Origin of the sequence: Mycolicibacterium neoaurum (assembly GCF_036946495.1) — a bacterium.
Taxonomy (GTDB): domain Bacteria; phylum Actinomycetota; class Actinomycetes; order Mycobacteriales; family Mycobacteriaceae; genus Mycobacterium; species Mycobacterium neoaurum_B.
The window spans coordinates 2,265,492-2,287,558 of the sequence record NZ_JAQIIX010000002.1; the positions used below are offsets into that span (position 1 = coordinate 2,265,492).

Here is a 22,067-nt window from a genome sequence, read left to right on the forward strand (position 1 = left end):
GCCACAACGGCGTGACGTGCAGGAGAGGCCATGACCACAGAGCAGCCTGTGAAGAAGACCGATGTCGACAGCGCCCTGATGGGCGGATCCACCTACCGAAGTCTCGGCGAGCAGCGGCTCAGGCCACAGGAAGAACGGTTCGAGAGGGCCCGCCGGACGACGGGTTTGTTCCTCGCGCCGGTCGTGGCAGCCGTGTTCCTGCTGCTGCCGCTGGACATCCCTCCGCAACAACAGACGCTGGCCGGCGTGCTGCTCGGCGTGATCGTGCTGTGGGTGACCGAGCCGATTCCCATCCCTATCGGCGGACTCCTCGGGGTCGCCGTCATCGTGTTCCTCGGCGTGGCACCCGTCGACGAAGTGTTGGCGCCGTTCGGATCATCGACGGTGTTCACCTTCATCGGCGCGTTCATCTTGGCGCAGGCCATGCTCAAGCACGGCCTCGCCCGCAGATTCGCCTTCCGTATCCTCGCTATACCGCGAGTCGGGCAGTCGACCACCGGCGTCATCCTCGCCTTCGGTGCGATCACCTGCCTGCTTTCGGCGTTCGTGTCCAACACAGCCACCGTCGCAATGCTGTTGCCGACCGCGATCGGCATCATCGGTGTCGTTGCGAAAATCTTGCAGGCGCAGGGAAAGGTCGCCGACGACTTCGATCCGTTACGGCTGAAGATGGGTGCGGCGATCATGCTCATGCTCGCCTACTCCGCGAGTGTGGGTGGACTGCTCACCCCGGTCGGTAGCCCGCCCAACCTGATCGGACGTGGTCTCATCGAGGAGGCGACGGGGGAGAAGATCAGCTTCGGACAGTGGATGGTGCTGGCCGCGCCGATCTGTCTGGCCATGTTCCTCGTACTTGCCTTCGTCCTCATCAGGATCAACAAGCCCGAGCTCAAACGCATCGAAGGCGTCACGGAGTACGTGGCCGAGCAGCGAGTAGAGATGGGCACGCTCTCTCGAGCGGAGAAGAACACCTTGATCGCCTTCGGCATCACGGTCACGCTATGGGTCCTGCCGGGCGTCATCGCGCTCATCTTCGGAAACGACTCCGATGTCTACACGACCGTCAGCGACCGCCTGGACGAGGGAACGGTCGCAGTCTTCGGTGCGGCGTTGCTGTTCCTGCTGCCCACCGATTGGCAGCAGCGTGAATTCACCATGCGCTGGAAGGATGCCGCGGCCATCGACTGGGGCACCATCGTGCTTTTCGGTACCGGAATCATCTTCGGATCATTGCTCGCGGACACCGGGCTCGCCGAGACCATCGGTACGTCGGTGGCCGACGGTCTCGGCTTCACCAGCGTGCTGGCCATCACGATCTTCGCGGTCCTGCTGGCCGTCGTCGTCTCGGAGACGACGAGCAACACCGCCGCGGCCGCAGTCGTGGTACCCATCGTCATCCCCATCGCCGTCGCAGCTGGGGTGAATCCATTCGTCCCGGCGCTGGCCGCGACATTCGCGGCATCGTTCGGATTCATGCTTCCGGTGTCGACACCACAGAACGCCATCGTCTACGGCTCCGGCGCGGTACCCATCACCACCATGATCCGCTCCGGAGTGACTTTCGATATCGCCGGAGCCATTCTGATCATCGCGTTGTTGCCGCTCATGGTCGCGGCGCTCGGCCTCGGCGCGTGAGCCGGTGGCAGTGGCGAGGGGAATGATGCGCAGCGGCTAGTCTCGTCGGCGTGTCTGATGACCTCTGGGCCGCCGCGACCCACCACCCATTCCTCGACGCGGTGCGCGATGGAACCGTCGCCGCATCATCCTTCGACCGGTGGCTGTCCCAGGATGCGCTGTTCGTCGCCGATCTGCTGATCTTCCAGGCGCGCCTGCTCGCGCGTGCGCCGCGGTCGGCACAGGGTGTGTTGGCCGGCGGATGTGTTGCGCTGGTGGCCGAGTTGGACTGGTTCGACGGCCACGCCGCCAAACGCGGATTACCCTCAACCCCCGAGCCGCTTCCGACGACACTGGCTTATCGAGACTTGCTGCGACGGCTGGACAACGAACCGTTTGAGGCCGCCGTCACCGGTTTGTGGGTCATCGAGCGGGTCTACCTACTGGGCTGGACCTCTGCGAAATCAGCCGACTCGCCGTACTCCGAATTCATCGATCATTGGACGGTCCCGGAATTCGTCGAATACGTCGACGGCCTTGCGGCCCTTGCGCAGCCACGACATCATGCCCGTCTGGTCGACGAAGTCCTACGGCTGGAGGTCGAATTCTGGAATATGGCCTGGGCGGATGCGTCATGAGTCTGTCAGCCCAACTGTGGGAGACAAACGCCGATATCGTCGCCGAAGTTCTCGACAACCCGTTCGTGCGTGGGATCGGTGATGGATCGCTGGACCGGGCCGCATTCGCCGGCTACGTCGCACAGGATGCATTCTTCCTCGAATCCTTCGCGCGGGCTTACGCATTGGCCTTGGTGCGCAGTCCCGACACCGATTCGCTACTGACCTTCGCCGATCTCATCGCCGGTGTCCGTGCGGAACTGCGTCTGCATGACTCGTATGCTGCCCGGTGGGGTATCGATATGGCGGCGGTCCAACCGTCAGCGGCAACTCTGGCCTATACCGAATTCCTGCTGGCCACCGCAGCCACCGGCGAACTCGGCGTCATCTGCGCGGCCATGACCCCCTGCATGCGGCTCTATGCGTACATCGGCACGGTGCTGGATGCCGACAGAGCCGGACCCTACGCAGAATGGGTGCAAACATACGCCAACACCGAGTTCGAAGAGGTGGCAGCGCTTTTGGAACGGCTACTCGACCATCACGGCGAGGACGCCCCAGCCGTCCGGGACGCCTATCGCCGTGCGATGCGCTTGGAGCAGCAGTTCTTCACCGCCGCGTACAACGCCTGAGTCCGCCACCGGTGGCTACGCCCTGGAACCGTTGGCGATCGCATCGACCACCGCCGCGCAAAAAGCGGGCAGGTCATCGGGTGAGCGGCTGGTGATCAGGTTGCCGTCGACGACGACTTCCTCGTCGACCACGGTGGCACCCGCATTGCGCAGGTCGGTGCGCAGGCTGGGATAAGAGGTGAGGGTGCGTCCCTTGGCCACACCGGCCTCGACCAGCGTCCACGGCCCGTGGCAGATCACTCCGACCGGTTTACCCGACTCGACGAACGCTCGGACGAAGGCCACGGCGTCATCATCGGAGCGCAGCTTGTCCGCATTCACCGTGCCGCCGGGTATGACCAGTCCGTCGAACTCTTCCGCTTTGGCGCCCTTGACCAGACGGTCGACGCGGTAGCTGCCAGACGGTTCCAGGTCGTGATCGCGGGCGTCGATATCGCCCTCCTGCAGCGATAACAGGGTCACGGTGGCACCGGCTTTGTCCAGCGCGTCCCGGGGTTCGGTCAGCTCGAGCCGTTCGACACCGTCGGTAGCGAGGATGGCAACGCTCTTGTCGGTCAGTGCGGCATGTACATCAGTCATCCGCGCTGGATTCCACGGCCGCGACGCGGCCAAACCCTGGGATTCTCAGAATTGCACGCCGCGGGTCAGCGCGCCGTCGACCAGCAGATTGGTCCCGGTGATGAAGCCGGCGGCGGGGCTGGACAGGAACACCACGGCGTTGGCGACCTCCTGGGGCGTGGCCATCCGTCCCGTCGGGTTCAGCGCAAGTGCGGTCGCGAACAGTTCTGGGTCGTTCTGCTCGATCGAGGACCACACCCCGTCGGGGAAGTAGGTGTTACCCGGACTGACGGTGTTGGCCCGCACACCTTTGCCGGCCAACTGATAGGCCAGGCCCTGCGTGTAGTGGATGATCGCGGCCTTCATGGTTCCGTAAGGTCCTGCCGCAAAGTCGATTTCGCGTCCCGACACACTCGATATCGTCACGATCGAGCCGGAACCGCTCGCGAGCAAGTGCGGCAGCGCAGCGTCGACCAGCCCGACGGTGCCCATGAGATCGACTTCGAAGCTGGTGCGCCAGTTGTCTGCCGACTCCGGGATGGCCAGCGCGCTCACATTGGCCACCACACCGTCGAGGCCACCGAGCGCCTCGGCACTCGCATCCACCCAGGCCGCCAGGGCGGCGGTGGTGCCGACATCGACAGCGGTTCCGATGGCACCATTGCCGAGTTCCTGCTGGGCGGTGGCAACGGCCTCGGAGGTGCGGGCGCAGAAGGCCACCGTCGCCCCTTCGGCGAGGAGGCCCTCGACCACCGCCCGCCCGATACCGCGGGTACCGCCGGTGACCGCGAAACGTCTGCCTTTGAGTCCGAGATCCATCGATCTTGCCCCTCAGTAGGTGATACTGCCCAGATTTCTTGCCGCAGAACGAAGCTCGGCATGCACGCCACCATATGCCGCGGCGGTGGGCAACAGCTTCTTTTCGATCTTCGTCACCGAACTGTAGTTGGTGTCGACGACGTTCGCGATCGGTGCCAACGAGATCTGGGTCAGCAGCTGGTAAGCGTCGAAGCGGTCCAGCCCGTACAGCTCCCCGAGCCAGCTGATCATCTCGACCTGCCCGGCCCGCCAGGCCTCCTCCAGCGGGCGGCCCGAGCCGATACACATCAGGTGGGTGTCGGTCTCCAGTCGCGGCCAGGCGGGCCCGCCACCCTTGATCAGGTCGACGATCGCCGTGACGTTCATGGCGCCCTCCACGGCGGTGCCGCACGACTCGCCCTCGCCCTGTCGGTAGTGACCGTCACCGAGGGAGAACAGGGCACCGGGCACGTTGACCCGCAGGTAGCAGGTTGCGCCCGCGGTCATCTCCGGGGTGTCCATGTTGCCGCCGAACACGTCGGGCACCAACGAGGTGCGCACCTCACGGCGGGCCGGCGCCACCCCCACCGTCCCGAGCATCGGATTGGCCGGCAGCGCGACCTCGAAATTGCTGCCGTGTGCTGAGAAGCCGACGGTACCGGTGGCCGAATCGTATTCGTAGATCCAGGTGCGCTCGGGCAGCGGTTCCTGAAGCGTCGGGTTGACCGGGACGCTGGTGAGCCCGCCGAAGAACGGGATAAGCGTTGATGCGCCCCAACCGCGGGCCGGAGTCAGGTCCACCAGATGCACGGCGAGCGTATCGCCAGGTTCGGCGCCCTCGATCCAGAACGGTCCGGTCTGCGGGTTGAGGTCCTCGGTGTCCAATGCGCTGCTGGCGATGTCATCAGCGCTGGTGATCCGCCCACCGTAGGCATCCTCGGTCCACAACCGCAGTGCCGTCCCCGGCTTGATACGCATGACCGGTTCGGCGCCGCCGAAGGTGAAGGCGAACTGCTCAGGTGTCGGGACGAAGGTGATGTGGTCCATGACACCATCCTTGTCGCACCGCACCCGTGCGCGCCACTGATGTCCGGAAGATGTTGTGGTGCAGCGCTAGTGGTTGGGCCGACTCTTGGCCCGCTGCCTTCCAGCGATACCGACCCGGACCGTCGGGCCGTCGACATCCACCCAGCTGCGTTCGACAGCTGCGATGCCGGGACGAAGTTCATCGTGCATTGCGGTGCCGCGCGCACTGAGATAGACCCGCACCTTGCGGCGGTCGAACTCATCGACCTCGCGGTACACCAGCGAGCGGGACACCAGCTTGTCGACCACCCGGGTCTGGGTCGGTCCTGCGATCAGTGTGGCGGACTGCAGTTCGGCCATCGTCAGGCCGTCACCGGATGCCAGGGCATCGATGACCAGCCAATGGTCCAATCCGAGATCGGCGCCCTGCAGTTCTGCTTCCAGGTCGGCGCCGAGTCGTCGTGCTGCGCGCAGTACGACGAGGGCAATAGAACCACCTGCACCCGCTGCCACCGACGCGCTCGACATGACGAATATCCCCTCAAACCTTGCCGATCGCGTGTGAGGCGCGCGATACTTCCAGTTGGAAACGATAGCAGTTGTCCGTCGGTAAACACAGGTGAGGACGAGAAGATGACGGGTCCGCCCTCGGCAGGTGGTGACCCCGAGCGCTGGCGGATAGCCATGGTCGTTCCGCTCCAAGGGCCGGGTGGGATCTTCGGACCCGCGTGCGAGGCCGTCAGCCACCTCGTCGCCCAGGACCTCAATGCTGCGGGCGGTGTCCTCGGCCGGGAAGTGCAGGTCGAAGTTGTCGATGGGGGAGCGCCCCCCGATGTGGTCGCGGATCGGATCGATGCGCTCATCAGATCCGGTCGCATCGACGCGGTCAGCGGGTGGCACATCTCCTCGGTGCGTAACGCGCTGGCGCCGGTGGTCGCCGGGCGGGTGCCCTATGCGTACCCGGCGCTGTACGAAGGTGGCGAGCGGCGGCGCGATATCTACTGCTGCGGGGAGACTCCGGACGCGCAGATCGCTCCGGCGTTGCGATGGCTGCGCGACAATCTCGGTGCGCGCCGATGGTTCATCGTCGGCGATGACTATGTTTGGCCGAGATCGTCGATGGATTCGGTGCGCCGTTACGCACGCGAGCTCGATCTGGACATCGTCGGCGGTCGGTTCGTCGATCTCGGCAGTGCCGATATGACAGAGGTGGTCCGCGCGGCGGTGGCATCCGATTGTGATGCCGTCCTGATGTTGCTGGTCGGCCACGACGCCATCGAATTCAACCGCACATGCGCCGAACTGGGCGCCGACGCGGCGTTCTTGCGGTTCAGCCCGCTGATGGACGAGAGCATGTTGCTGGCCAGTGGGGACGACGGCACCCGTCGACTCTTCTCGGCGGCGTCCTACTTCCGCTCGATCGTCGGCGCCGGACCGATGGAACTGCTGGGCCGCTATCTCGAACTGCACGGTGCCGCGGCGCCTCCGCTGAGCGGAATCGCCGAGTCGTGCTATGAGGGACCGCAGCTGCTGGCCCGACTCATCCATCGGGTCGGCCGGCTGAGCGATATATCCACCGCGGATGAGATCTCGTATGAGAGCCCAAGGGGCACCGTGCAATTCCGGCACGATGGAACATTGCAGCCCGTGCACCTGGCGATGGCTGACGGGTTCGACTTCGAGGTGCTCACCACGCTGTCGCGACACTGAATCGATCGCGGACCGCCATGCGCCCTTGACACTGTGGCCCGGCTCACATACTTTCATTTGGAGATAATCCAGATGAAATCAATGGCGAGGTGTCGGGTGAACAATGTCGGATTGCTCTATGTCGGCGCAGTGCTTTTCGTCAACGGTCTGATGCTGCTCGGCCGCGTACCAGCCCGTTCCGCGGCGGTGTTGAACCTGTTCGTCGGAGCGCTGCAATGTGTCGTCCCGACCGTCATGCTCATCCAGCACGCCGGTGACCCCGCTGCCGTGCTCGCCGCATCCGGTCTGTACCTATTCGGGTTCACCTATCTCTACGTGGGTGTGGTCAACCTTGCCGGACTCGAACCCGAAGGGCTGGGCTGGTTCTCGCTGTTCGTTTCCGGTGCGGCCGTGGTCTACTCGGTGTTGTCGTTCACGGTGTCCGGAGACCCCGCCTTCGGCGTGATCTGGCTTTCCTGGGCCGTCCTGTGGTTCCTGTTCTTCCTGGTACTTGGTCTGCGCCGCGAGGAGTTGACGCGCTTCACCGGTTGGGCGGTCACCCTGCTCAGTCTGCCCACCTGCGCCGTACCGGCCTTCCTTGCGCTTACCGGCACCTACCAGACCTCGGGGGCGATCGCTCTCGGCTGGGCGATCGGACTGTCGGCATTGCTGCTGGTGGCCAGATTGCTCAGCGCCGGACCGCGTCGGGTTTCCGTAGCCGCGGGCGCGGCGTACCGCTGACGCGCACCTCGGCGCAATCAGTTCTCTCATCAAGTTAGTTGTCCGCAAACCAGTTTCACCAACCAGAAGGAGAAATAGCATGCGTCACGGTGACATCTCGTCCAGTCCCGATACCGTCGGTGTCGCGGTCGTGAACTACAAGATGCCCAGACTGCACACCAAGGAGCAGGTGCTGGACAACGCACGCAAGATCGCCGACATGATCATCGGTATGAAGTCCGGGCTACCCGGCATGGATCTCGTTGTCTTCCCCGAGTATTCGACGCAGGGCATCATGTACGACCCTGACGAGATGTACGCCACCGCTGCCACCGTTCCTGGCGACGAAACCGACATCTTCGCGGCCGCCTGCCGGAAAGCCAAGACCTGGGGCGTCTTCTCCATCACCGGCGAGCGCCACGAGGACCACCCGAACAAGCCGCCGTACAACACTCTGGTCCTGATCGATGACACCGGCGAGATCGTGCAGAAGTACCGAAAGATCCTCCCGTGGTGTCCGATCGAGGGCTGGTACCCGGGTGACACCACGTATGTGACCCAGGGGCCGAAGGGTATGAAGATCTCGCTGATCATCTGCGATGATGGCAACTACCCCGAGATCTGGCGCGATTGTGCGATGAAGGGTGCCGAGCTGATCGTGCGTTGCCAGGGGTACATGTACCCGGCCAAGGATCAGCAGGTGATGATGGCCAAGGCGATGGCCTGGGCGAACAACTGCTATGTGGCGGTCGCCAACGCCGCCGGATTCGACGGCGTGTACTCATATTTCGGGCACTCGGCGGTGATCGGATTCGACGGCCGCACGCTGGGCGAGACCGGCGAGGAGGAGTACGGGATCCAGTACGCCCAGCTTTCCCTCTCCGCCATCCGCGATGCGCGGCAGAACGATCAGTCGCAGAACCATCTGTTCAAACTGCTGCACCGCGGCTATTCGGGCGTGCACGCCGCCGGTGACGGTGACAAGGGTGTCGCCGATTGCCCGTTCGAGTTCTACAAGCTGTGGGTCACCGACGCGCAAAAGGCGCAGGAAGTTGTCGAGTCGATCACCCGTGACACCGTCGGCGTGGCGGAATGCAGGGTCGGCACGCTGCCCGTCGAACAGACATCCGAGGCCTAGGAGCTTTCACGTGCCGTTCCTCACGGACATGTACCACGAGCAGAACGCCGCCCACGATGACCACACCGGTGACGCAGCATCGTTGCCGGATTCGTCGGTGGCATTCGACCAGAGGCTGTTTCGTGAGCGACTCGGTGGCAGGATCCTCGGTCAACCCGATGCGATCGACGCCGTCGCTCGTGCGGTGGCGATCGCCCGAGCGGGAATCACCGATCCCGGTCGGCCGCTGGCCAGCGTACTGCTGGTCGGCCCGACCGGGGTCGGCAAGACCGAGCTGGTCCGTCAGGTGGCGGCCGAATTGCGTTCGGGACCCGACGACCTGTGCCGCATCGATATGGCGGCACTGGCCCAAGAGCACTACGCCGCGTCTTTTTCCGGTGCCCCTCCCGGCTACGCCGGCAGTAAGGAATCGTTCACCCTGTTCGACCGGAGCAAGATCGAAGGTGATCCGTTCACACCGGGCATCGTGCTGCTCGACGAGATCGAGAAGGCCGATCCCACGGTGATCCGCGCACTCCTTCATGTGCTCGACAGCGGTCAGCTGCGGCTTGCCAACGGGCGGGAGACCATCTCCTTCCGTAACAGCTACATCTTCATCACATCGAATCTCGGGTCCAAGGACGTTGCCGACGACGTGCGTCGACGTCGCCGACGATGGCCGCGCAAAAAACCCGTGGCGAGCGAGCAGTACTCGCGGAGACTGGTCGTTTCCGCTGTCGAGGACTTCTTCGATCCGGAGTTCTTCAACCGCATCGACGAAACCGTCGTACTCGACCCCTTCCAAACGTCGACGGCGCGACAGGTGACGATGCGTGAGGTCGACCTGGTATGCAGGCGGCTGGCGACGGAATCCGTACACCTGGCTGTGGACGACTCGGTACTGGATATGTTGCGTGCCAGTGGGTTCGATCCGATCTACGGTGCGCGCGGGTTGCGCAGGACCATCCGCGAACAGCTGGTCGCTCCGGTGGCCGAAGCTCTCCTTGTCGCCCGCCCGGCGGGCCGGGAACCGGTGTCACTGACGGCGTCGGTGGTCGACGGTCGCGTCGCGGTGGCGGCGGTGGCGCCTCCGGCCTAACCTTCGCGCGGTATCAGCCGCCGGAACTGGGTGACATGCTCGGGGGTCAGCTCGTCGAGAGCGGTCACGCCGAGCAGTCGCATGGTCCGGCTGATCTGCTCGGACAGGATCTCGATCGTCCGATCGACACCGGCCTCGCCACCGGCCATCAGGCCGTACAGGTACGCCCGCCCGATCAGCGTGAACCGGGCGCCGAGCGCGATCGCGGCGACGATATCCGCGCCCGACATGATGCCGGTGTCCAGGATGATCTCGGTATCCGCCCCGACGGCGGTGGCCACCTCGGGCAGGAGGTGGAAGGGGATCGGTGCTCGATCGAGTTGACGTCCGCCGTGATTGGACAGCACGATTCCATCCACTCCGAGATCGGTCACCGCCCGCGCGTCGGCGACGGTCTGGATTCCCTTGACGACGAGTTTGCCCGGCCATTGCGACTTGATCCACGCCAGGTCGTCGAACGTGACGGTGGGATCGAACATGGTGTCCAACAGTTCGGCCACCGTGCCCGACCACCGGTCCAGCGTGGCAAAAGCCAATGGTTCGGTGGTGAGGAAGTCGATCCACCATTGTGGTCGAGGGATCGCGTTCAGCACCGTCTTGGCTGTCAGTGCCGGTGGGATGGACATTCCGTTGCGCTTGTCACGCAACCGCGCTCCGGCGACCGGCACGTCGACGGTGACCAGCAGCGTGTCGTAACCGGCTGCGGCGGCCCGCTCGACCAGCGCCATGGAACGGTCCCGGTTTTTCCACATGTACAGCTGGAACCAATTGCGCCCGTGGGGATTAGCGGCCTTGACGTCTTCGATGGACGCCGTGCCCATGGTGGACAGGGAGAACGGGATGCCTGCGCGGGCCGCGGCCCGGGCTCCGGCGTATTCGCCCTCGGTCTGCATCATCCGGGTGAATCCGGTTGGCGCAATTCCGAACGGCAGCTCGGAGCGACCGCCCAGAATGGTGCAGCTGGTGTCGACCTTGGACACATCGCGCAGGATTGCCGGGTGAAATTCGATGTCCTGGAAAGCCTGTCGGGCACGGGCCAATGACAGCTCGGCCTCGGCGGAGCCGTCGGTGTAATCGAAGGCGGCCTTCGGGGTTCGGCGTTTGGCGATGGCGCGTAGATCCTCGATGGTCAACGCGCCAGCCAGGCGACGCGTGCGCGCATTGAACTCCGGCTTCTTGAACTGCATCAACGGAGCCAGGTCGGCGATCCTCGGGACGCGGCGTTGCATGTGTCGACCTTTCTACCCAGCGCGGCCGGCACGCTCTGGCATAGCCTGCGCCAACACAACCTACCGCAACGGGCCCCGGCCGAGTGCATCGTCGTGTCCCCGCACGGCGAATACACGGTGCAGGAAAACCGATTTCGGTGGAGGGCGCCACCATGTCGGACGCGGCTGCGTTACTCCAGCACGAACACCGGAATCTGACGGTCGGTCTTGGTCTGGTACTCGGCATAGGGCGGATACGCCTGCACGGCCAGGTCCCACCAATGCGCCCGCTCGTCCCCTTCGACCTCCCGCGCGGTCAGCTCGACCACCTTGTCACCGTCTTGTGCGGTGACCTGCGGATGGGCCTTCACATTGTGATACCAGGCGGGATGCGCCGGGTCACCTCCCTTGGAGGCGATCATGGCGTACTTACCGTTCTCCTCGACGCGCATCAGCGGCACGTACCGCTTCTTGCCGGACTTCGCGCCGGTGGTGGTGAACAGCACGACCGGTCGGTCGAGTACCTCGACCCCTTCGGTGGTGCCCTGCTCGAGGATGCGTTCGGTCTGTTCGCGAACCCAGTCGGTGGGGCTCAATTCGGGATTCTCGGCCATGGGCTCTAGAACACCACATCGCGCCGTATTGTTTCCGGTTTCGACGACCGGCTCACCATCTGGGACGCTGAATGTATGACCGATGCCTTCATCACCGTGGCTGAACTGGCAGACCTGCTTGCCGCCGGGGAGCCGGTGACCGTGCTGGACGTCCGCTGGCAGCTGATGCAGCCCGACGGGCGGGCGGACCATCGGCGCGGGCACATCCCCACAGCGGTGTATGTGTCCCTCGATGACGAGCTCAGCGATCACTCAGTGGTTGGGCGCGGTCGCCATCCGCTGCCATCGGGAGCGCAGCTGCAGGACGCCGCCCGGCGCTGGGGCGTACGCCGCGGGGTGCCGGTCGTGGTGTACGACGACTGGAACCGGGCCGGATCGGCCCGGGCCTGGTGGGTCCTGCGCGCCGCCGGTATCGAGAATGTGCGGATTCTCGACGGTGGGCTGGGCGCGTGGACTGCCGCGGGGCACGCCTTGGAGACCGGCACCGTCGAGCCCGAACCCGGCGACGTCGTAATCATTCACCAGGATCTGTACGACGGCGCCATGCCGACCATGACCGTCGATGAAGCCGCCGTCCATCCGAATCTGCTCGACGCCCGGTCGCCGGAGCGTTTCCGCGGCGAGGTCGAGCCGGTCGATGCAGTGGCCGGCCACATTCCCGGTGCACGCAACTTGCCCAGCACCGCTGTCCTCACCGCGACTGGCACCGTGCTCTCCGAGGACGAGCTCTCCGCGCTGGGCTGGACGTTCGGTGGCAGCGAGCAGGTCGGCGTGTACTGCGGGTCGGGCGTCACCGCCGCGGTGCTGGTGGCGGCGCTGGCCGCCGCCGGGGTGGAGGCTGCCCTCTTCCCCGGTTCGTGGTCGCAGTGGTCAGCCGACGGTCGACCCGCCGAGACCGGGTGATACGAGTGGCTAGTGGTGCGCGATCATCTTGACCGCGACCACGGCCGCGCCCGCCGCGGTCAGCAGCAGCACCGCCAGTAGCTGCTGCCACCAGAGCAGTCCGGCCCGGCGCACGGCGAGGTAGGCGATCAGGGCCATCTCGGCGACCAGGAACCACATCGCGATCCAGACGGCCGTAGCGGTATCCATCACTCCGAAGCCCGCAAGGGCCAGGATCACCGCCGGTGCGGCCGCGGCTTGCATGATCTGACCGGAGGCCGCCAACATTGCCCAGGCCGCCCTGCCCCGGGGTGCGGCTCCCTCGACGCTGAGCCGGGCGACGAACTCGGCGAGCAACGCCGCGGCCCACAATCCGCCCGCGGCCACCGCGACGTCGAGCACCCGATACCAGGCGTTGGTGTCCGCGCCGGTGTAGCGGGCCAACGCTGCCAAGGTCGCCAGACATGAGATCGCGCCGTACAGCCGTTCTCGCAGTGCGGCGACGACGTGCTCGACGGGAGGCTCGGCCGTACTCATGACAGGCGCTCCAACAGGAACGCAGCGATCTCCCGTATCGACGCGTCCATGATCGACCGGTCGCCCTGGGTGTTGAACGCGTGGTCGGTCGGATAGCCGGTATGGACGACATCGACGCCGCCGCTACGCAACCGGTCGGCCACCTCGATCATCTCCGGGCCCAAGGTGTCTAAGTCCCCCGTTTGGATGAGTGTCGGTGGCATCTTCGCCGGCAGGTCGTCGTCGTAGTACGGTGAGGCGACCGGGTCGGCGTGACTCGCGGGATCGACGAAATACATTCTGGCGGAGAACTTCTGGAGTGTCGGGGAGATGATCGGGTTGGCCTTGGGTGACGTGCGGCCGGTGCGGGTGCAATCGGCCACCGCGTAGGACAGCACCGCGGCTCGCAAGGCGATACCCACCTCATAGGCGTACTGGGCCAGGTTCATGCTCAGCTTCCCGCCGGCACTTGCGCCGCCGACACTGACCCGGTCCCCGTCCCAGCCCTGCTGGTCGGCGCGGTCGACAGCCCACTGCAGTACGTCGATGCATTCCTGCTCCGCCACTGGGAAGAGCACTTGTGGGGCCGTGTGGTAGTCGATGGCCAACACCGTGCAGCCCACATCGGAAGCCAGGAAACGACAGATGTGTGCGTCCTCGGCGGTGTTGCGCAGCACGAAACCGCCGCCGTGGATGTCGATGTGCAGCGGCGGAGCGCCTGGTCCGGCCAGGGGTGCGGACGGATGCGGCCGGTAGACGAAACAGCGGACCGGCCCGTGCCGGGTCGGCACCGCGACGACGTCGGGCGGGCCCACCGATTGGGCAGGCGTGGGAATGCCGGGCGGGCGGAAGACCAACGGTGCGGTCTGTTGCGCCAGGTAGGCCAGGGCGTACTCCAGCGGCGTGATGCGGGGGCTCGCCATGACTGTCACGGTAGCGGGTTTTGTGACGGCACGTCACGGACTCCGGATCGCGTCGATCCGATAGCTGGACCCGGTGCGCACCGTGCTCCATGGTGGCGAGGTGGGCAAGCAGATCATCCTCAACGCCTTCGACATGAACTGTGTCGCTCATATCGTGGCGGGCACGTGGCGGCACCCAGAATCGCAGGCGGCCAGGTACAAGGATCTGGAGTACTGGACCGACCTTGCGGTGCTGCTGGAGCGCGGGTTGTTCGACGGACTGTTCATCGCCGATGTGCTCGGGGTCTACGACGTCTACGGTGGTGGCCCGGACGCGGCCCTGCGTGCCGGAACGCAAGTGCCGGTCAATGATCCGCTGTTGCTGGTATCGGCGATGTCGGCCGCGACACGGAACCTCGGGTTCGGTATCACGGCGGCAACATCTTTCGAGCACCCCTACTCGTTTGCCCGCCGGATGTCGACGCTCGACCATCTCACCAAGGGCCGCGTCGGCTGGAACATCGTCACCGGGTATCTGGAGAGCGCCGCGCGCAACCATGGCCTCGACACCATCACCCCGCACGCCGACCGCTACGACATCGCCGACGAGTACACCGATGTGCTCTACAAGCTCTGGGAGGGCTCTTGGGAGGACGATGCCGTCGGCACCGACCCGTCGCGCCCCCACTACGCCGACCCGGCCAAAGTCCATGCCATCGACCATGATGGCAAGCATTTCCGGGTACCGGGCATTCATCTGTGCGAGCCGTCGACTCAGCGGACGCCGGTGCTGTACCAAGCCGGTGCCTCGGACCGGGGCCGATCCTTCGGGGCGCAGAACGCCGAGGTGATCTTCATCGGCGCAGCCACCAAGGAGTCGCTGCGCGAGGCCGTTGCCGATGTCCGGACCAGGGCCTCGGATGCCGGACGTGATCCCTATGACCTCAAGATCGTCAACGGACATGTCGTGGTGACGGGCGCGACTCCGGCCGCTGCCCGTGCCCGACATGACGACTTCCGCCGTTATATCGATCCCGAAGGGGCCCTGGCGTTGTGGTCGGGTTGGCTCGGCAGCGATCTGTCCCGGTTCGACCTGGACGACCCGGTTGCGGTGACCGACAACGAATTCCTGAAGTCCTCGGTGCAGATGTTCGGGCAGGGGCAGTGGACGCTGCGTGACTTCGTCGACGCGCACGCCATCGATGCGGAGGGCGGATTCAGCGTTGGCTCGGGCAGCGAAGTCGCCGACGACCTGCAGTCCTGGATCGAGGAAACCGATGTCGACGGTTTCAACATCACCAACGTGATCACTCCGGGTTCGTTCGCGGATGTCATCGACCACGTCATCCCGCAGCTGCAGCGCCGGGGTCTCTACAAGACCGAGTACACGCAGGGGCCGCTGCGGCACAAGCTTTTCGGGCGTGGCTCGCGGCTGCCCGAGACCCATCGAGCCGCCGCATATCGCCGCACCTACCAGGAAGCGACCCGATGAATCGGTGAGATCGCCGCTGTCGCGTACGCGGCCGGAGCCACCGTGGTCATCGACGCGCTGGCACAGAAGGCGACCTCGCAGATCTTCGAAGTGGGTGGCGCGTCGGTGTTCCGTCAGGCACCCCTGCTGGATCGGCACGGGCGCAACATCCACCCGCTGGCATCGCACAACCCGATGTCGTACAAGGCCCAGGCGATCGGCGCCTACCTCACCGGCGGCACCAAACTTCTGACGTGTGATTTGTGGAGTTTCAGCCGCCACGGTGACGGCTGAGACTCCACAAATCGCAGACGATGGAACCGTTCGGCCGGGCGCTGCGTCCAAGTCTGCATGCTCGCGGACATCTTGCGTCGCCACGACGGCGTCGTCACCCTTGCCCATGCTCGATCAGCAGGCTTGGGTCAGGACGCCATCGACTACCGGGTGCGCACGGGTCAGTGGCGCCGGTGTGCGAAGGGGGTGTACTTCGCCGATGACCGTGAGTTCACCGACCGGGCCCGGATCCGGGCCGGGATCTGGGCCTACGGTGATCAGGCGGTCGGTAGCGGACTGACGGCAGCGTGGTGGCAGCGGCTCACACAGTTCGCGCCGGACGTTGTCGAGGTCACGGTGCCGAGAGAGTGCCGACTGCGCTTCCAGCCCGGCACCAGACTGCGTCGCCGCGATCTCGATCCACGGGAGATCGTCGAGGCCGACCACCTTCGGGTCACCGCTCTGCCGCTGACGGTTGTCGAAGCGGCCGTCCGACGTCGCGGTGGTGCCGCACTGATGGACGCGGCCCTGCAACGCCACGTCGACCTGCGGGCGCTGTGGAGGGCCCACCTCAACAACAAGGGGCGCCACGGTTCACCGGCCGCGCGACTACTGTTGCGTGCCGCCGAGGACGGAACTCGCTCTGCTGCAGAGCGGTTGCTGGGCAAGCTCCTTCGCTCGGCGGGCATCACCGGGTGGAAGGCCAACTATCCGGTGGCCGGTTACAAGGGCGACTATGTGTTCGTCGACCGCAAGCTGATCCTCGAAACCGACGGCTGGGCATTCCACAGCGACGCCGACGATTTCAACAACGACCGGGTACGCCAGAACGCGCTGATGCTTGCCGGCTACCTGGTCTTGCGATTCACCTGGTTGGACCTCACCGAATACCCCGATCGTGTCATCGCCCAGGTCCAACGTGCCCTCACCCGGTGATTTGTGGAGTCCTAGCCGCCACGGTCGCGGCTGAGACTCCACAAATCGCGTGGTGCAAGAGTTTCACTCAGCCTGGGTTGCAGTCACGGTTATTTTTATCCTGCGCGAGATGCTCGGCGAAATCCGCTGAGCTGACTACCTTCTGGGCGATGACATCCGAGAGCGACAACCGTCGCGCCATCGACTCCGTTCTGGAGAAGCTGGACACCTATGGCCTGGGCCGGCGGCAGTTCGTCAAGCTGCTGGCCGGCAGCACCGCCGCACTGGCGTCGGCGGGTGCGCTGACCGCGGTCGGGCGCCGCGATGCCGCCCGCGGTGGCGCCGTGGCGTACACCGACGGTCAGATCGCGCTGCTCAACTGGTCGTCTACCGGTGATTACCAGGTGCAGTGGGGTAAGGCTTTTCAGGAAGCCGCCACGCAGTTGGGTTACAAGTCAGTGGTGCTCGACGGCAAAAGTGACGCCGCGGTGCAGTCGAACCAGTTCAACCAGCTGCTCACCCAGAAGACGACGGCGATCTTCGTCGGCCTCAACGACCCGGGTTCGTTGCCCACATTAGCCCACGACGCCAATGATCGGGGCGTGCTCTTCCAGGCTGCGTGGAACTCACCGGCCTGGTATACGCCGTGGCACAGCGATCGTTACGGCGACAAATACAACTCATTCCTGATGCCCGACGAGTACCTCTCGGTGAGCAAGGCCGTGGATGTGCTGGCCAAGCAGATCAACGAGGAGGGCACGGTCGTGCGGGTGGGCGGCTACTACCCGTCTATCGACGGTCTTGAGGTGCAGCGCAGGCTCGCTGTGCACCACACGCTGAAGAAGTACCCCAAGATCACCTTCGCCGGAGAACTGCACGCCAAGTACGACGCCGACCTCTCACAACGGGCGGCCGCATCATTGCTGGCCCGTTATCCCGACACGGTCGGCATCGTGGCGGTCAACGACGACGCGGCCACCGGTGTCGTCGCAGGTATCGAGGCGGCAGGCAAGGTACCGGGCAAGGACGTGTTCGTGGTCGGGGCCAACGGTTCGACCGCCGGTATCGACCGCATCGTGCAGGGCACCCAGCTGGTCACCACCGGCAATGTCCCTGCCTACCCCTCGTTCGTCACGCTGGCCCAGTTCCACGATCGTCTCAACGGGTGGAAACCCGAAGCGGCCGAGCGCTTCTACGGCTGGCATGCCGAGATCATCACCGCCGAGAACGTCGGTGCATTCAAGGCCCGTTACGTCGACGGACCGATCGCGGAGTCCTTCGACGTCCGGTTGCTTTCGCGCACCGAACATCCCACTGATTTCGACCTGCAGTTCGATGGCTACCCGGTGGAGGATCTGGAGACCATCTGGCCGGGGCTGCCGAAGCCCGAGGGGTTCGAGTACCCCGAGTCGTACCTGAATGCGAAGCGCAACGGCGACTTCGAGCGAATCCGCGCCCTGTACAAGGACCACTACCGCACGCCGGTGCTGGGTCCGTCGCCTTACAAGAAGGTGTGATGTGAGCACTGTGAGCGGCGGGCCGCGCCTACTGGCCCACAACATCGTCAAGACCTTCGGCGCGCATCGGGCCCTCAAGGGCGTCGATCTGACCGTCGGCGACGGCGAGGTGGTGGGTCTGATCGGGGAGAACGGTGCGGGTAAGAGCACCATCCTCAACATCGTGTCCGGGGTGCTGCCCTTCGACTCGGGCACCCTGCAACTCGATGGCCGCGATATCGCGCCGAAGTCATATCAGGACGCCAATCGCCTGGGCATCTTCCGGGTCTTCCAGGAGCCGGCGCTGATTGACTCACTTCCGGTGTATCAGAACGTCTTCTTCGGCTGGGAGCAGTTGTTCCGGACCCGGCTCGGTGGGCTGGATCACCGCGCGTTGCGCAGGGCCGCCGATGACGCGCTGAGCAAGGCCGATGTCGACGGGGTGGACGTGGATGCCCCGACGGGATCGCTGACCCCGGGGCAGAAGCAGAGCCTGGACATAGCACGGGTGACCGCGCTGGCCGATCTGCTCGAGGTGGCGCGGCCGGTGGTGCTCTTCGACGAGCCGACCACCGCACTCGATTCCGCGCACGAGGACAACTTCCTGCTGCTGCTGAAGCGTCTGCGCGGTGTCGCCGCCGTGGTCTTCGTATCACACCGGTTGCAAGAGATCGTCGAGTCGACTGATCGGATAACGGTTTTCAAGGACGGCGAATCGGTGGCCGACCGCCCCACCGCGGGCGTCGACGAAAGCGAACTGCACCGGTTGATGGTCGGCCGGTCGCGGACCGAGAATTACTACCGGGAGAACCTGCAGCGCGGTATCGCCCAGGACGCCCCACCCCGCTTGGTCGTGGAGGGCGTGGCGGGCGCCGGGGTACTGCGTGATGCGACCCTGCAGGTCGCCGCCGGCGAGATCATCGGGCTGGCCGGTACCGAGGGCTCGGGTAAGCGAGTGCTGGGTGAGATCATCGCCGGAGTGGTCCGGCCGACGGCGGGAAGGATTTTGGTCGGCGGCAAGACGGTGGCCGGGAGCATCGGCGATCATGTCCGGGCCGGCATCGCCTATGTCCCGCCGGATCGTTCCGAGAAGGGCTTGGTGACCTCGTCGTCGATCGTGGACAACATCCAATTGGCCTCGCTGCACGATCATTTCGCGACCAAGCGGATCGGATTGTGGGCCGTCGGGCGCGCGCGCAAGGTTGCCGAGAAGTATGTCGGCGAGCTGGGCATCGTTGCGCGGGGCATCGATGCACCGGTGTCCTCACTCTCCGGCGGAAATGCCCAGAAGGTGCTGATCGCCAAGTGGCTGCTGCGCAAACCGGATGTGCTGGTTCTCGACGAACCGACTCAGGGCGTCGACACCGGTGCCCGTGAGGGGATCTATGACCTGCTGCGACAGGTGGCTGCCAACGGCACCACGGTGGTCCTGGTCAGCGACGACCTACCCGAACTGATCGGCCTGTCCAACCGGATCGCCGTGGTGACCGAGGGGCGCGTGGTGGCAGTCGTCGACGCGCAGGCGGGCAACAAACCCACTGAACACGATCTTGTCGCGTTGATGATCCCCGGCTCGACCCAAGTACCTACCACCATTGGATGAGAAAATGACCACCGAATTGACCCGCGCCGCAATCACACCCGATGTCACCACGGAACGCGAGTCGGCCGGCTCACCGCCGAGCCGGCTCAACATCGTGCGCGACGTGCTTCCCTTGGCGGCCCTGCTGGCGTTGGTGGTGTTCTTCTCGCTGCGTGCCGAGGCGTTCCTGTCGGCGGCGAACCTGACCCTGATCAGTGGGCAGGCCGGGATCCTGCTGTTGGCCTCGCTCGGTGCCACCCTGGTGATCGTCGCAGGCAGCGTCGACTTGTCCGTCGGCTCGATCGCCCTCCTCACCGGCGCCGTCATCGCCTCACTGATCAACAGCGGATTCGGCAACCCGATCGTGGTGCTGCTCATCGCGATCGTCGTCGGTGCCGCGATCGGACTGATCAACGGCGTCGTATTCGCATACGGTCGGGTGCCGTCCTTCATCGCGACCCTGGGCACGTTGTCGTTGTTCGCCGGTATCGGGTTGACGGTGTTACAGGGCAGCACGATCAACTTCACCAACGAAGCGGTCCGCAACCTGGCGATCGGCCAGTTCGTCCCGAACATCCAGAACGCCGCGCTGATCGCGCTGCTGACCCTTGCGGTGGTGTGGTTCCTGGCCCGCCGGACGCGATTCGGACTCTACGTCTACGCGATCGGCGGAAACGAACGCGTGGTGGAGCTGGCGGGCGTACGCACCGCGCGCGTCAAGGTGCTCATCCTGGTGCTCTCCGGGATCACCGCGGGGTTGGCCGGGCTACTGCTTACCGCACAGCTGGGGGCGGCGGGGCCGACACTCGGTTCGACGATCCTGCTGGATTCGATCGCCGCCATCGTCATCGGCGGCACCGCGCTCTCCGGTGGCGTCGGCGGTGTCGGTCGCACGGTCCTCGGTGTGCTGATCCTCACCGTTCTGTCCAACGGGCTCAACCAGATCGGAGCGGCCGACTACACCCAGACCATCATCAAGGGTCTGGTCATCATCGTCGCCGCGGTCTTCACGATGGCCTCCCAGCGCAAACTGATCGTCAAGTAGTCCGGCGCACTAGAATCGAGGCATGGCCCGTAACTATGCGACCGCTGACACGGTCACCCGCGACGAGTTGCTCGCCTTCGTCCGACCCCGCCACCAGATGGTACTGACCACGTTCCGTACCGACGGCTCGGTGCAGAGCTCACCGGTCACCGGTGGTGTCGACGAGCAGGGGCGGATCGTGATCGCGAGCTATCCGCAACGAGCCAAATCGCGCAATATAAGCCGTGATCCGCGAGCCAGCGTGACCGTGTTGTCCGAAGAGTTCCACGGGCCATACGTGCAGATCGACGGTGATGCCGAGTGCATCGACCTGCCGGACGCCGTCGAACCGTTGGTCGACTACTTCCGTGCCGTCGCCGGTGAGCATCCGGACTGGGACGAATACCGGCAGGCGATGGTGGACCAGGGCAAATGCCTCTTGCGGATCACGCCTCGACGGTGGGGTCCGGTTGCCACCGGGGGATTCCCGCCGCCGAGCTGACCGCGGTCACCTCCGGCCGGCCGGGTCGAACCCGGAACTGGCGATCGCCGTCGACAATCCGATGCCGATCTGTCCGAGATGATCGAACAGTGCCGTCGACCCGGTGGCGATACCGTCCGCGGTACTGTGGGTCTGCACGGCGAGGCCGATGTACGGGCCGTCGGGTAGCCGACTCAGCGTCAGCGTGTAGTCGGCGTTGATGAATGCCAGCCCGGCAGTGCTGAAGTTGGCCATCGAGCTGGTGATGTCGACCGCCATGGCCGCACGCACGAACGCCGTCATCGACTCGCCCTGCACCAATTCCCGGAACTCGCGCACCCAGGCTTGGCGCGGTCCGTCGTGCTGCCACGGAAAGTCGGCATCATCGGGGGATCCGTAAGCCCGGATGAACATCGGCATGTTCTCGCCGATGGCATCGGGTTCGTCCGGTATCGGCGGTAGTTTCACCGGTGCGCTCCAGAACCGGCCGGGCGGTTGAACGCTGCGCCGCAGGAACAGTGCGGAGGCCCGGGCGACCACGTCGCCGCCCTGGGTCATGGTGGCGTCCACCGAACACATCCGCCGACCGGTCCGCAGCACCGAAGCGTTCGTACGCACCGGTTCGGTGGCCACCCGTCGCAGGATGTCGACCGTCAGCCTGGCCGGATGCAGATCGGGGTCGGCGACCTGCTCCTCGATGGCCCGGGCCAGCAGGCCACCGATGACCTGTCCGCCAAGGGTGGGGCCCCAGCCGCCGTGGGCGACCGCATTGGGAACCAAATCGTCCCCATGGCGCGTCGTGAACGGTCTCGCAGCGGTGTCTGCCATCCCGG

The 22,067-nt window shown here is 65.2% G+C and carries 24 protein-coding genes; 15 read left to right on the plus strand and 9 right to left on the minus strand.

Annotation, left to right across the window (positions count from 1 at the left end; genetic code table 11):
• The first annotated feature begins 30 nt into the window (after window positions 1-30).
• Genes PGN27_RS16200 through PGN27_RS16210 form a run of 3 tightly spaced genes read left to right on the plus strand, consistent with a single transcriptional unit; the run spans window position 31 to window position 2,863 of the window.
• Entirely contained in the window at window positions 31-1,635 is a 1,605-nt protein-coding gene (locus PGN27_RS16200) for an SLC13 family permease (RefSeq protein ID WP_335327032.1), read from the plus strand.
• Between the two features lie 50 nt (window positions 1,636-1,685).
• On the plus strand, window positions 1,686-2,252 hold the full coding sequence (locus tag PGN27_RS16205) for a TenA family protein (RefSeq protein ID WP_335327033.1): 567 nt from the start codon (window positions 1,686-1,688) through the stop codon (window positions 2,250-2,252).
• Entirely contained in the window at window positions 2,249-2,863 is a 615-nt protein-coding gene (locus PGN27_RS16210; protein WP_335327034.1) for a TenA family protein, read from the plus strand. The genes PGN27_RS16205 and PGN27_RS16210 overlap by 4 nt, the downstream gene beginning before the upstream one ends.
• 15 nt (window positions 2,864-2,878) lie before the next feature.
• On the opposite strand, the gene PGN27_RS16215 is transcribed toward PGN27_RS16210, so the two are convergent.
• The 4 genes from PGN27_RS16215 to PGN27_RS16230 form a co-directional block, all read right to left on the minus strand.
• Window positions 2,879-3,442, minus strand: a complete 564-nt coding sequence (locus tag PGN27_RS16215; RefSeq protein WP_335327035.1) for a type 1 glutamine amidotransferase domain-containing protein — start codon at window positions 3,440-3,442, stop codon at window positions 2,879-2,881.
• Between the two features lie 45 nt (window positions 3,443-3,487).
• Entirely contained in the window at window positions 3,488-4,240 is a 753-nt protein-coding gene (locus PGN27_RS16220; RefSeq protein WP_335327036.1) for an SDR family NAD(P)-dependent oxidoreductase, read from the minus strand.
• 12 nt (window positions 4,241-4,252) lie between these two features.
• The gene (locus tag PGN27_RS16225) at window positions 4,253-5,266 is read right to left on the minus strand and encodes an acetamidase/formamidase family protein (protein ID WP_335327037.1); all 1,014 of its coding nucleotides are present in this window, start codon (window positions 5,264-5,266) and stop codon (window positions 4,253-4,255) included.
• A 66-nt stretch (window positions 5,267-5,332) separates the two neighbouring features.
• Window positions 5,333-5,773, minus strand: coding sequence for a MarR family winged helix-turn-helix transcriptional regulator (locus tag PGN27_RS16230; protein ID WP_335327038.1), 441 nt, complete (start codon window positions 5,771-5,773; stop codon window positions 5,333-5,335).
• A gap of 105 nt (window positions 5,774-5,878) precedes the next feature.
• Here PGN27_RS16230 and PGN27_RS16235 point away from each other — a divergent pair, with 105 nt between their 5' ends.
• The 4 genes from PGN27_RS16235 (at window position 5,879) to PGN27_RS16250 (ending at window position 9,870) form a co-directional block, all read left to right on the plus strand.
• Window positions 5,879-6,955, plus strand: coding sequence for a substrate-binding domain-containing protein (locus tag PGN27_RS16235; RefSeq protein WP_335327039.1), 1,077 nt, complete (start codon window positions 5,879-5,881; stop codon window positions 6,953-6,955).
• Between the two features lie 96 nt (window positions 6,956-7,051).
• A complete protein-coding gene (locus PGN27_RS16240; RefSeq protein ID WP_335327040.1) occupies window positions 7,052-7,675 on the plus strand; it encodes an AmiS/UreI family transporter in 624 nt (207 codons plus the stop codon).
• A 79-nt stretch (window positions 7,676-7,754) separates the two neighbouring features.
• The gene (locus tag PGN27_RS16245) at window positions 7,755-8,792 is read left to right on the plus strand and encodes an aliphatic amidase (RefSeq protein WP_335327041.1); all 1,038 of its coding nucleotides are present in this window, start codon (window positions 7,755-7,757) and stop codon (window positions 8,790-8,792) included.
• A 10-nt stretch (window positions 8,793-8,802) separates the two neighbouring features.
• Entirely contained in the window at window positions 8,803-9,870 is a 1,068-nt protein-coding gene (locus PGN27_RS16250; protein ID WP_335327042.1) for an AAA family ATPase, read from the plus strand.
• Here the strand turns inward: PGN27_RS16250 and PGN27_RS16255 are convergent.
• Both PGN27_RS16255 and PGN27_RS16260 read right to left on the minus strand, forming a co-directional pair.
• Complete coding sequence (locus PGN27_RS16255) at window positions 9,867-11,099, minus strand: alpha-hydroxy acid oxidase (protein WP_335327043.1); 1,233 nt, start codon at window positions 11,097-11,099, stop codon at window positions 9,867-9,869. The two genes, PGN27_RS16250 and PGN27_RS16255, sit on opposite strands and share 4 nt — an antisense overlap.
• 170 nt (window positions 11,100-11,269) lie before the next feature.
• A complete protein-coding gene (locus PGN27_RS16260) occupies window positions 11,270-11,692 on the minus strand; it encodes a nitroreductase family deazaflavin-dependent oxidoreductase (protein ID WP_030137356.1) in 423 nt (140 codons plus the stop codon).
• A gap of 75 nt (window positions 11,693-11,767) precedes the next feature.
• Between PGN27_RS16260 and PGN27_RS16265 the strand changes: the two genes are divergently transcribed.
• Entirely contained in the window at window positions 11,768-12,595 is an 828-nt protein-coding gene (locus PGN27_RS16265) for a sulfurtransferase (RefSeq protein WP_335327044.1), read from the plus strand.
• 9 nt (window positions 12,596-12,604) lie between these two features.
• Here PGN27_RS16265 and PGN27_RS16270 read toward each other — a convergent pair whose 3' ends face one another.
• Together PGN27_RS16270 and PGN27_RS16275 are read right to left on the minus strand one after the other, a co-directional pair.
• Window positions 12,605-13,111: a hypothetical protein gene (locus PGN27_RS16270; protein ID WP_335327045.1), complete on the minus strand. Its 507-nt coding sequence runs from the start codon at window positions 13,109-13,111 to the stop codon at window positions 12,605-12,607.
• Window positions 13,108-14,013, minus strand: a complete 906-nt coding sequence (locus tag PGN27_RS16275) for an alpha/beta hydrolase fold domain-containing protein (RefSeq protein WP_335327046.1) — start codon at window positions 14,011-14,013, stop codon at window positions 13,108-13,110. The genes PGN27_RS16270 and PGN27_RS16275 overlap by 4 nt, the downstream gene beginning before the upstream one ends.
• Window positions 14,014-14,113: 100 nt before the next feature.
• Between PGN27_RS16275 and PGN27_RS16280 the strand changes: the two genes are divergently transcribed.
• The 7 genes from PGN27_RS16280 to PGN27_RS16310 all read left to right on the plus strand — a co-directional run bounded on the left by PGN27_RS16280 (window position 14,114) and on the right by PGN27_RS16310 (window position 21,255).
• A complete protein-coding gene (locus PGN27_RS16280) occupies window positions 14,114-15,484 on the plus strand; it encodes an LLM class flavin-dependent oxidoreductase (protein WP_335328749.1) in 1,371 nt (456 codons plus the stop codon).
• 42 nt (window positions 15,485-15,526) lie between these two features.
• Window positions 15,527-15,757: a hypothetical protein gene (locus PGN27_RS16285; RefSeq protein ID WP_335327047.1), complete on the plus strand. Its 231-nt coding sequence runs from the start codon at window positions 15,527-15,529 to the stop codon at window positions 15,755-15,757.
• A gap of 57 nt (window positions 15,758-15,814) precedes the next feature.
• Window positions 15,815-16,672 (plus strand): DUF559 domain-containing protein, encoded by an 858-nt coding sequence (locus tag PGN27_RS16290; protein ID WP_335327048.1) that lies wholly within the window; start codon window positions 15,815-15,817, stop codon window positions 16,670-16,672.
• A gap of 149 nt (window positions 16,673-16,821) precedes the next feature.
• Window positions 16,822-18,168 carry a sugar ABC transporter substrate-binding protein gene (locus PGN27_RS16295; protein WP_335327049.1) on the plus strand — a complete coding sequence of 449 codons (1,347 nt, stop codon included), beginning with the start codon at window positions 16,822-16,824 and terminating at the stop codon, window positions 18,166-18,168.
• 1 nt (window position 18,169) lies between these two features.
• Window positions 18,170-19,750: a sugar ABC transporter ATP-binding protein gene (locus PGN27_RS16300; RefSeq protein ID WP_335327050.1), complete on the plus strand. Its 1,581-nt coding sequence runs from the start codon at window positions 18,170-18,172 to the stop codon at window positions 19,748-19,750.
• 4 nt (window positions 19,751-19,754) lie between these two features.
• Window positions 19,755-20,774, plus strand: coding sequence for an ABC transporter permease (locus PGN27_RS16305; protein ID WP_335327051.1), 1,020 nt, complete (start codon window positions 19,755-19,757; stop codon window positions 20,772-20,774).
• 22 nt (window positions 20,775-20,796) lie between these two features.
• The gene (locus PGN27_RS16310) at window positions 20,797-21,255 is read left to right on the plus strand and encodes a PPOX class F420-dependent oxidoreductase (RefSeq protein ID WP_335327052.1); all 459 of its coding nucleotides are present in this window, start codon (window positions 20,797-20,799) and stop codon (window positions 21,253-21,255) included.
• 6 nt (window positions 21,256-21,261) lie between these two features.
• Here PGN27_RS16310 and PGN27_RS16315 read toward each other — a convergent pair whose 3' ends face one another.
• Window positions 21,262-22,062 carry a thioesterase family protein gene (locus PGN27_RS16315; protein ID WP_335327053.1) on the minus strand — a complete coding sequence of 267 codons (801 nt, stop codon included), beginning with the start codon at window positions 22,060-22,062 and terminating at the stop codon, window positions 21,262-21,264.
• Window positions 22,063-22,067: the final 5 nt, after the last annotated feature.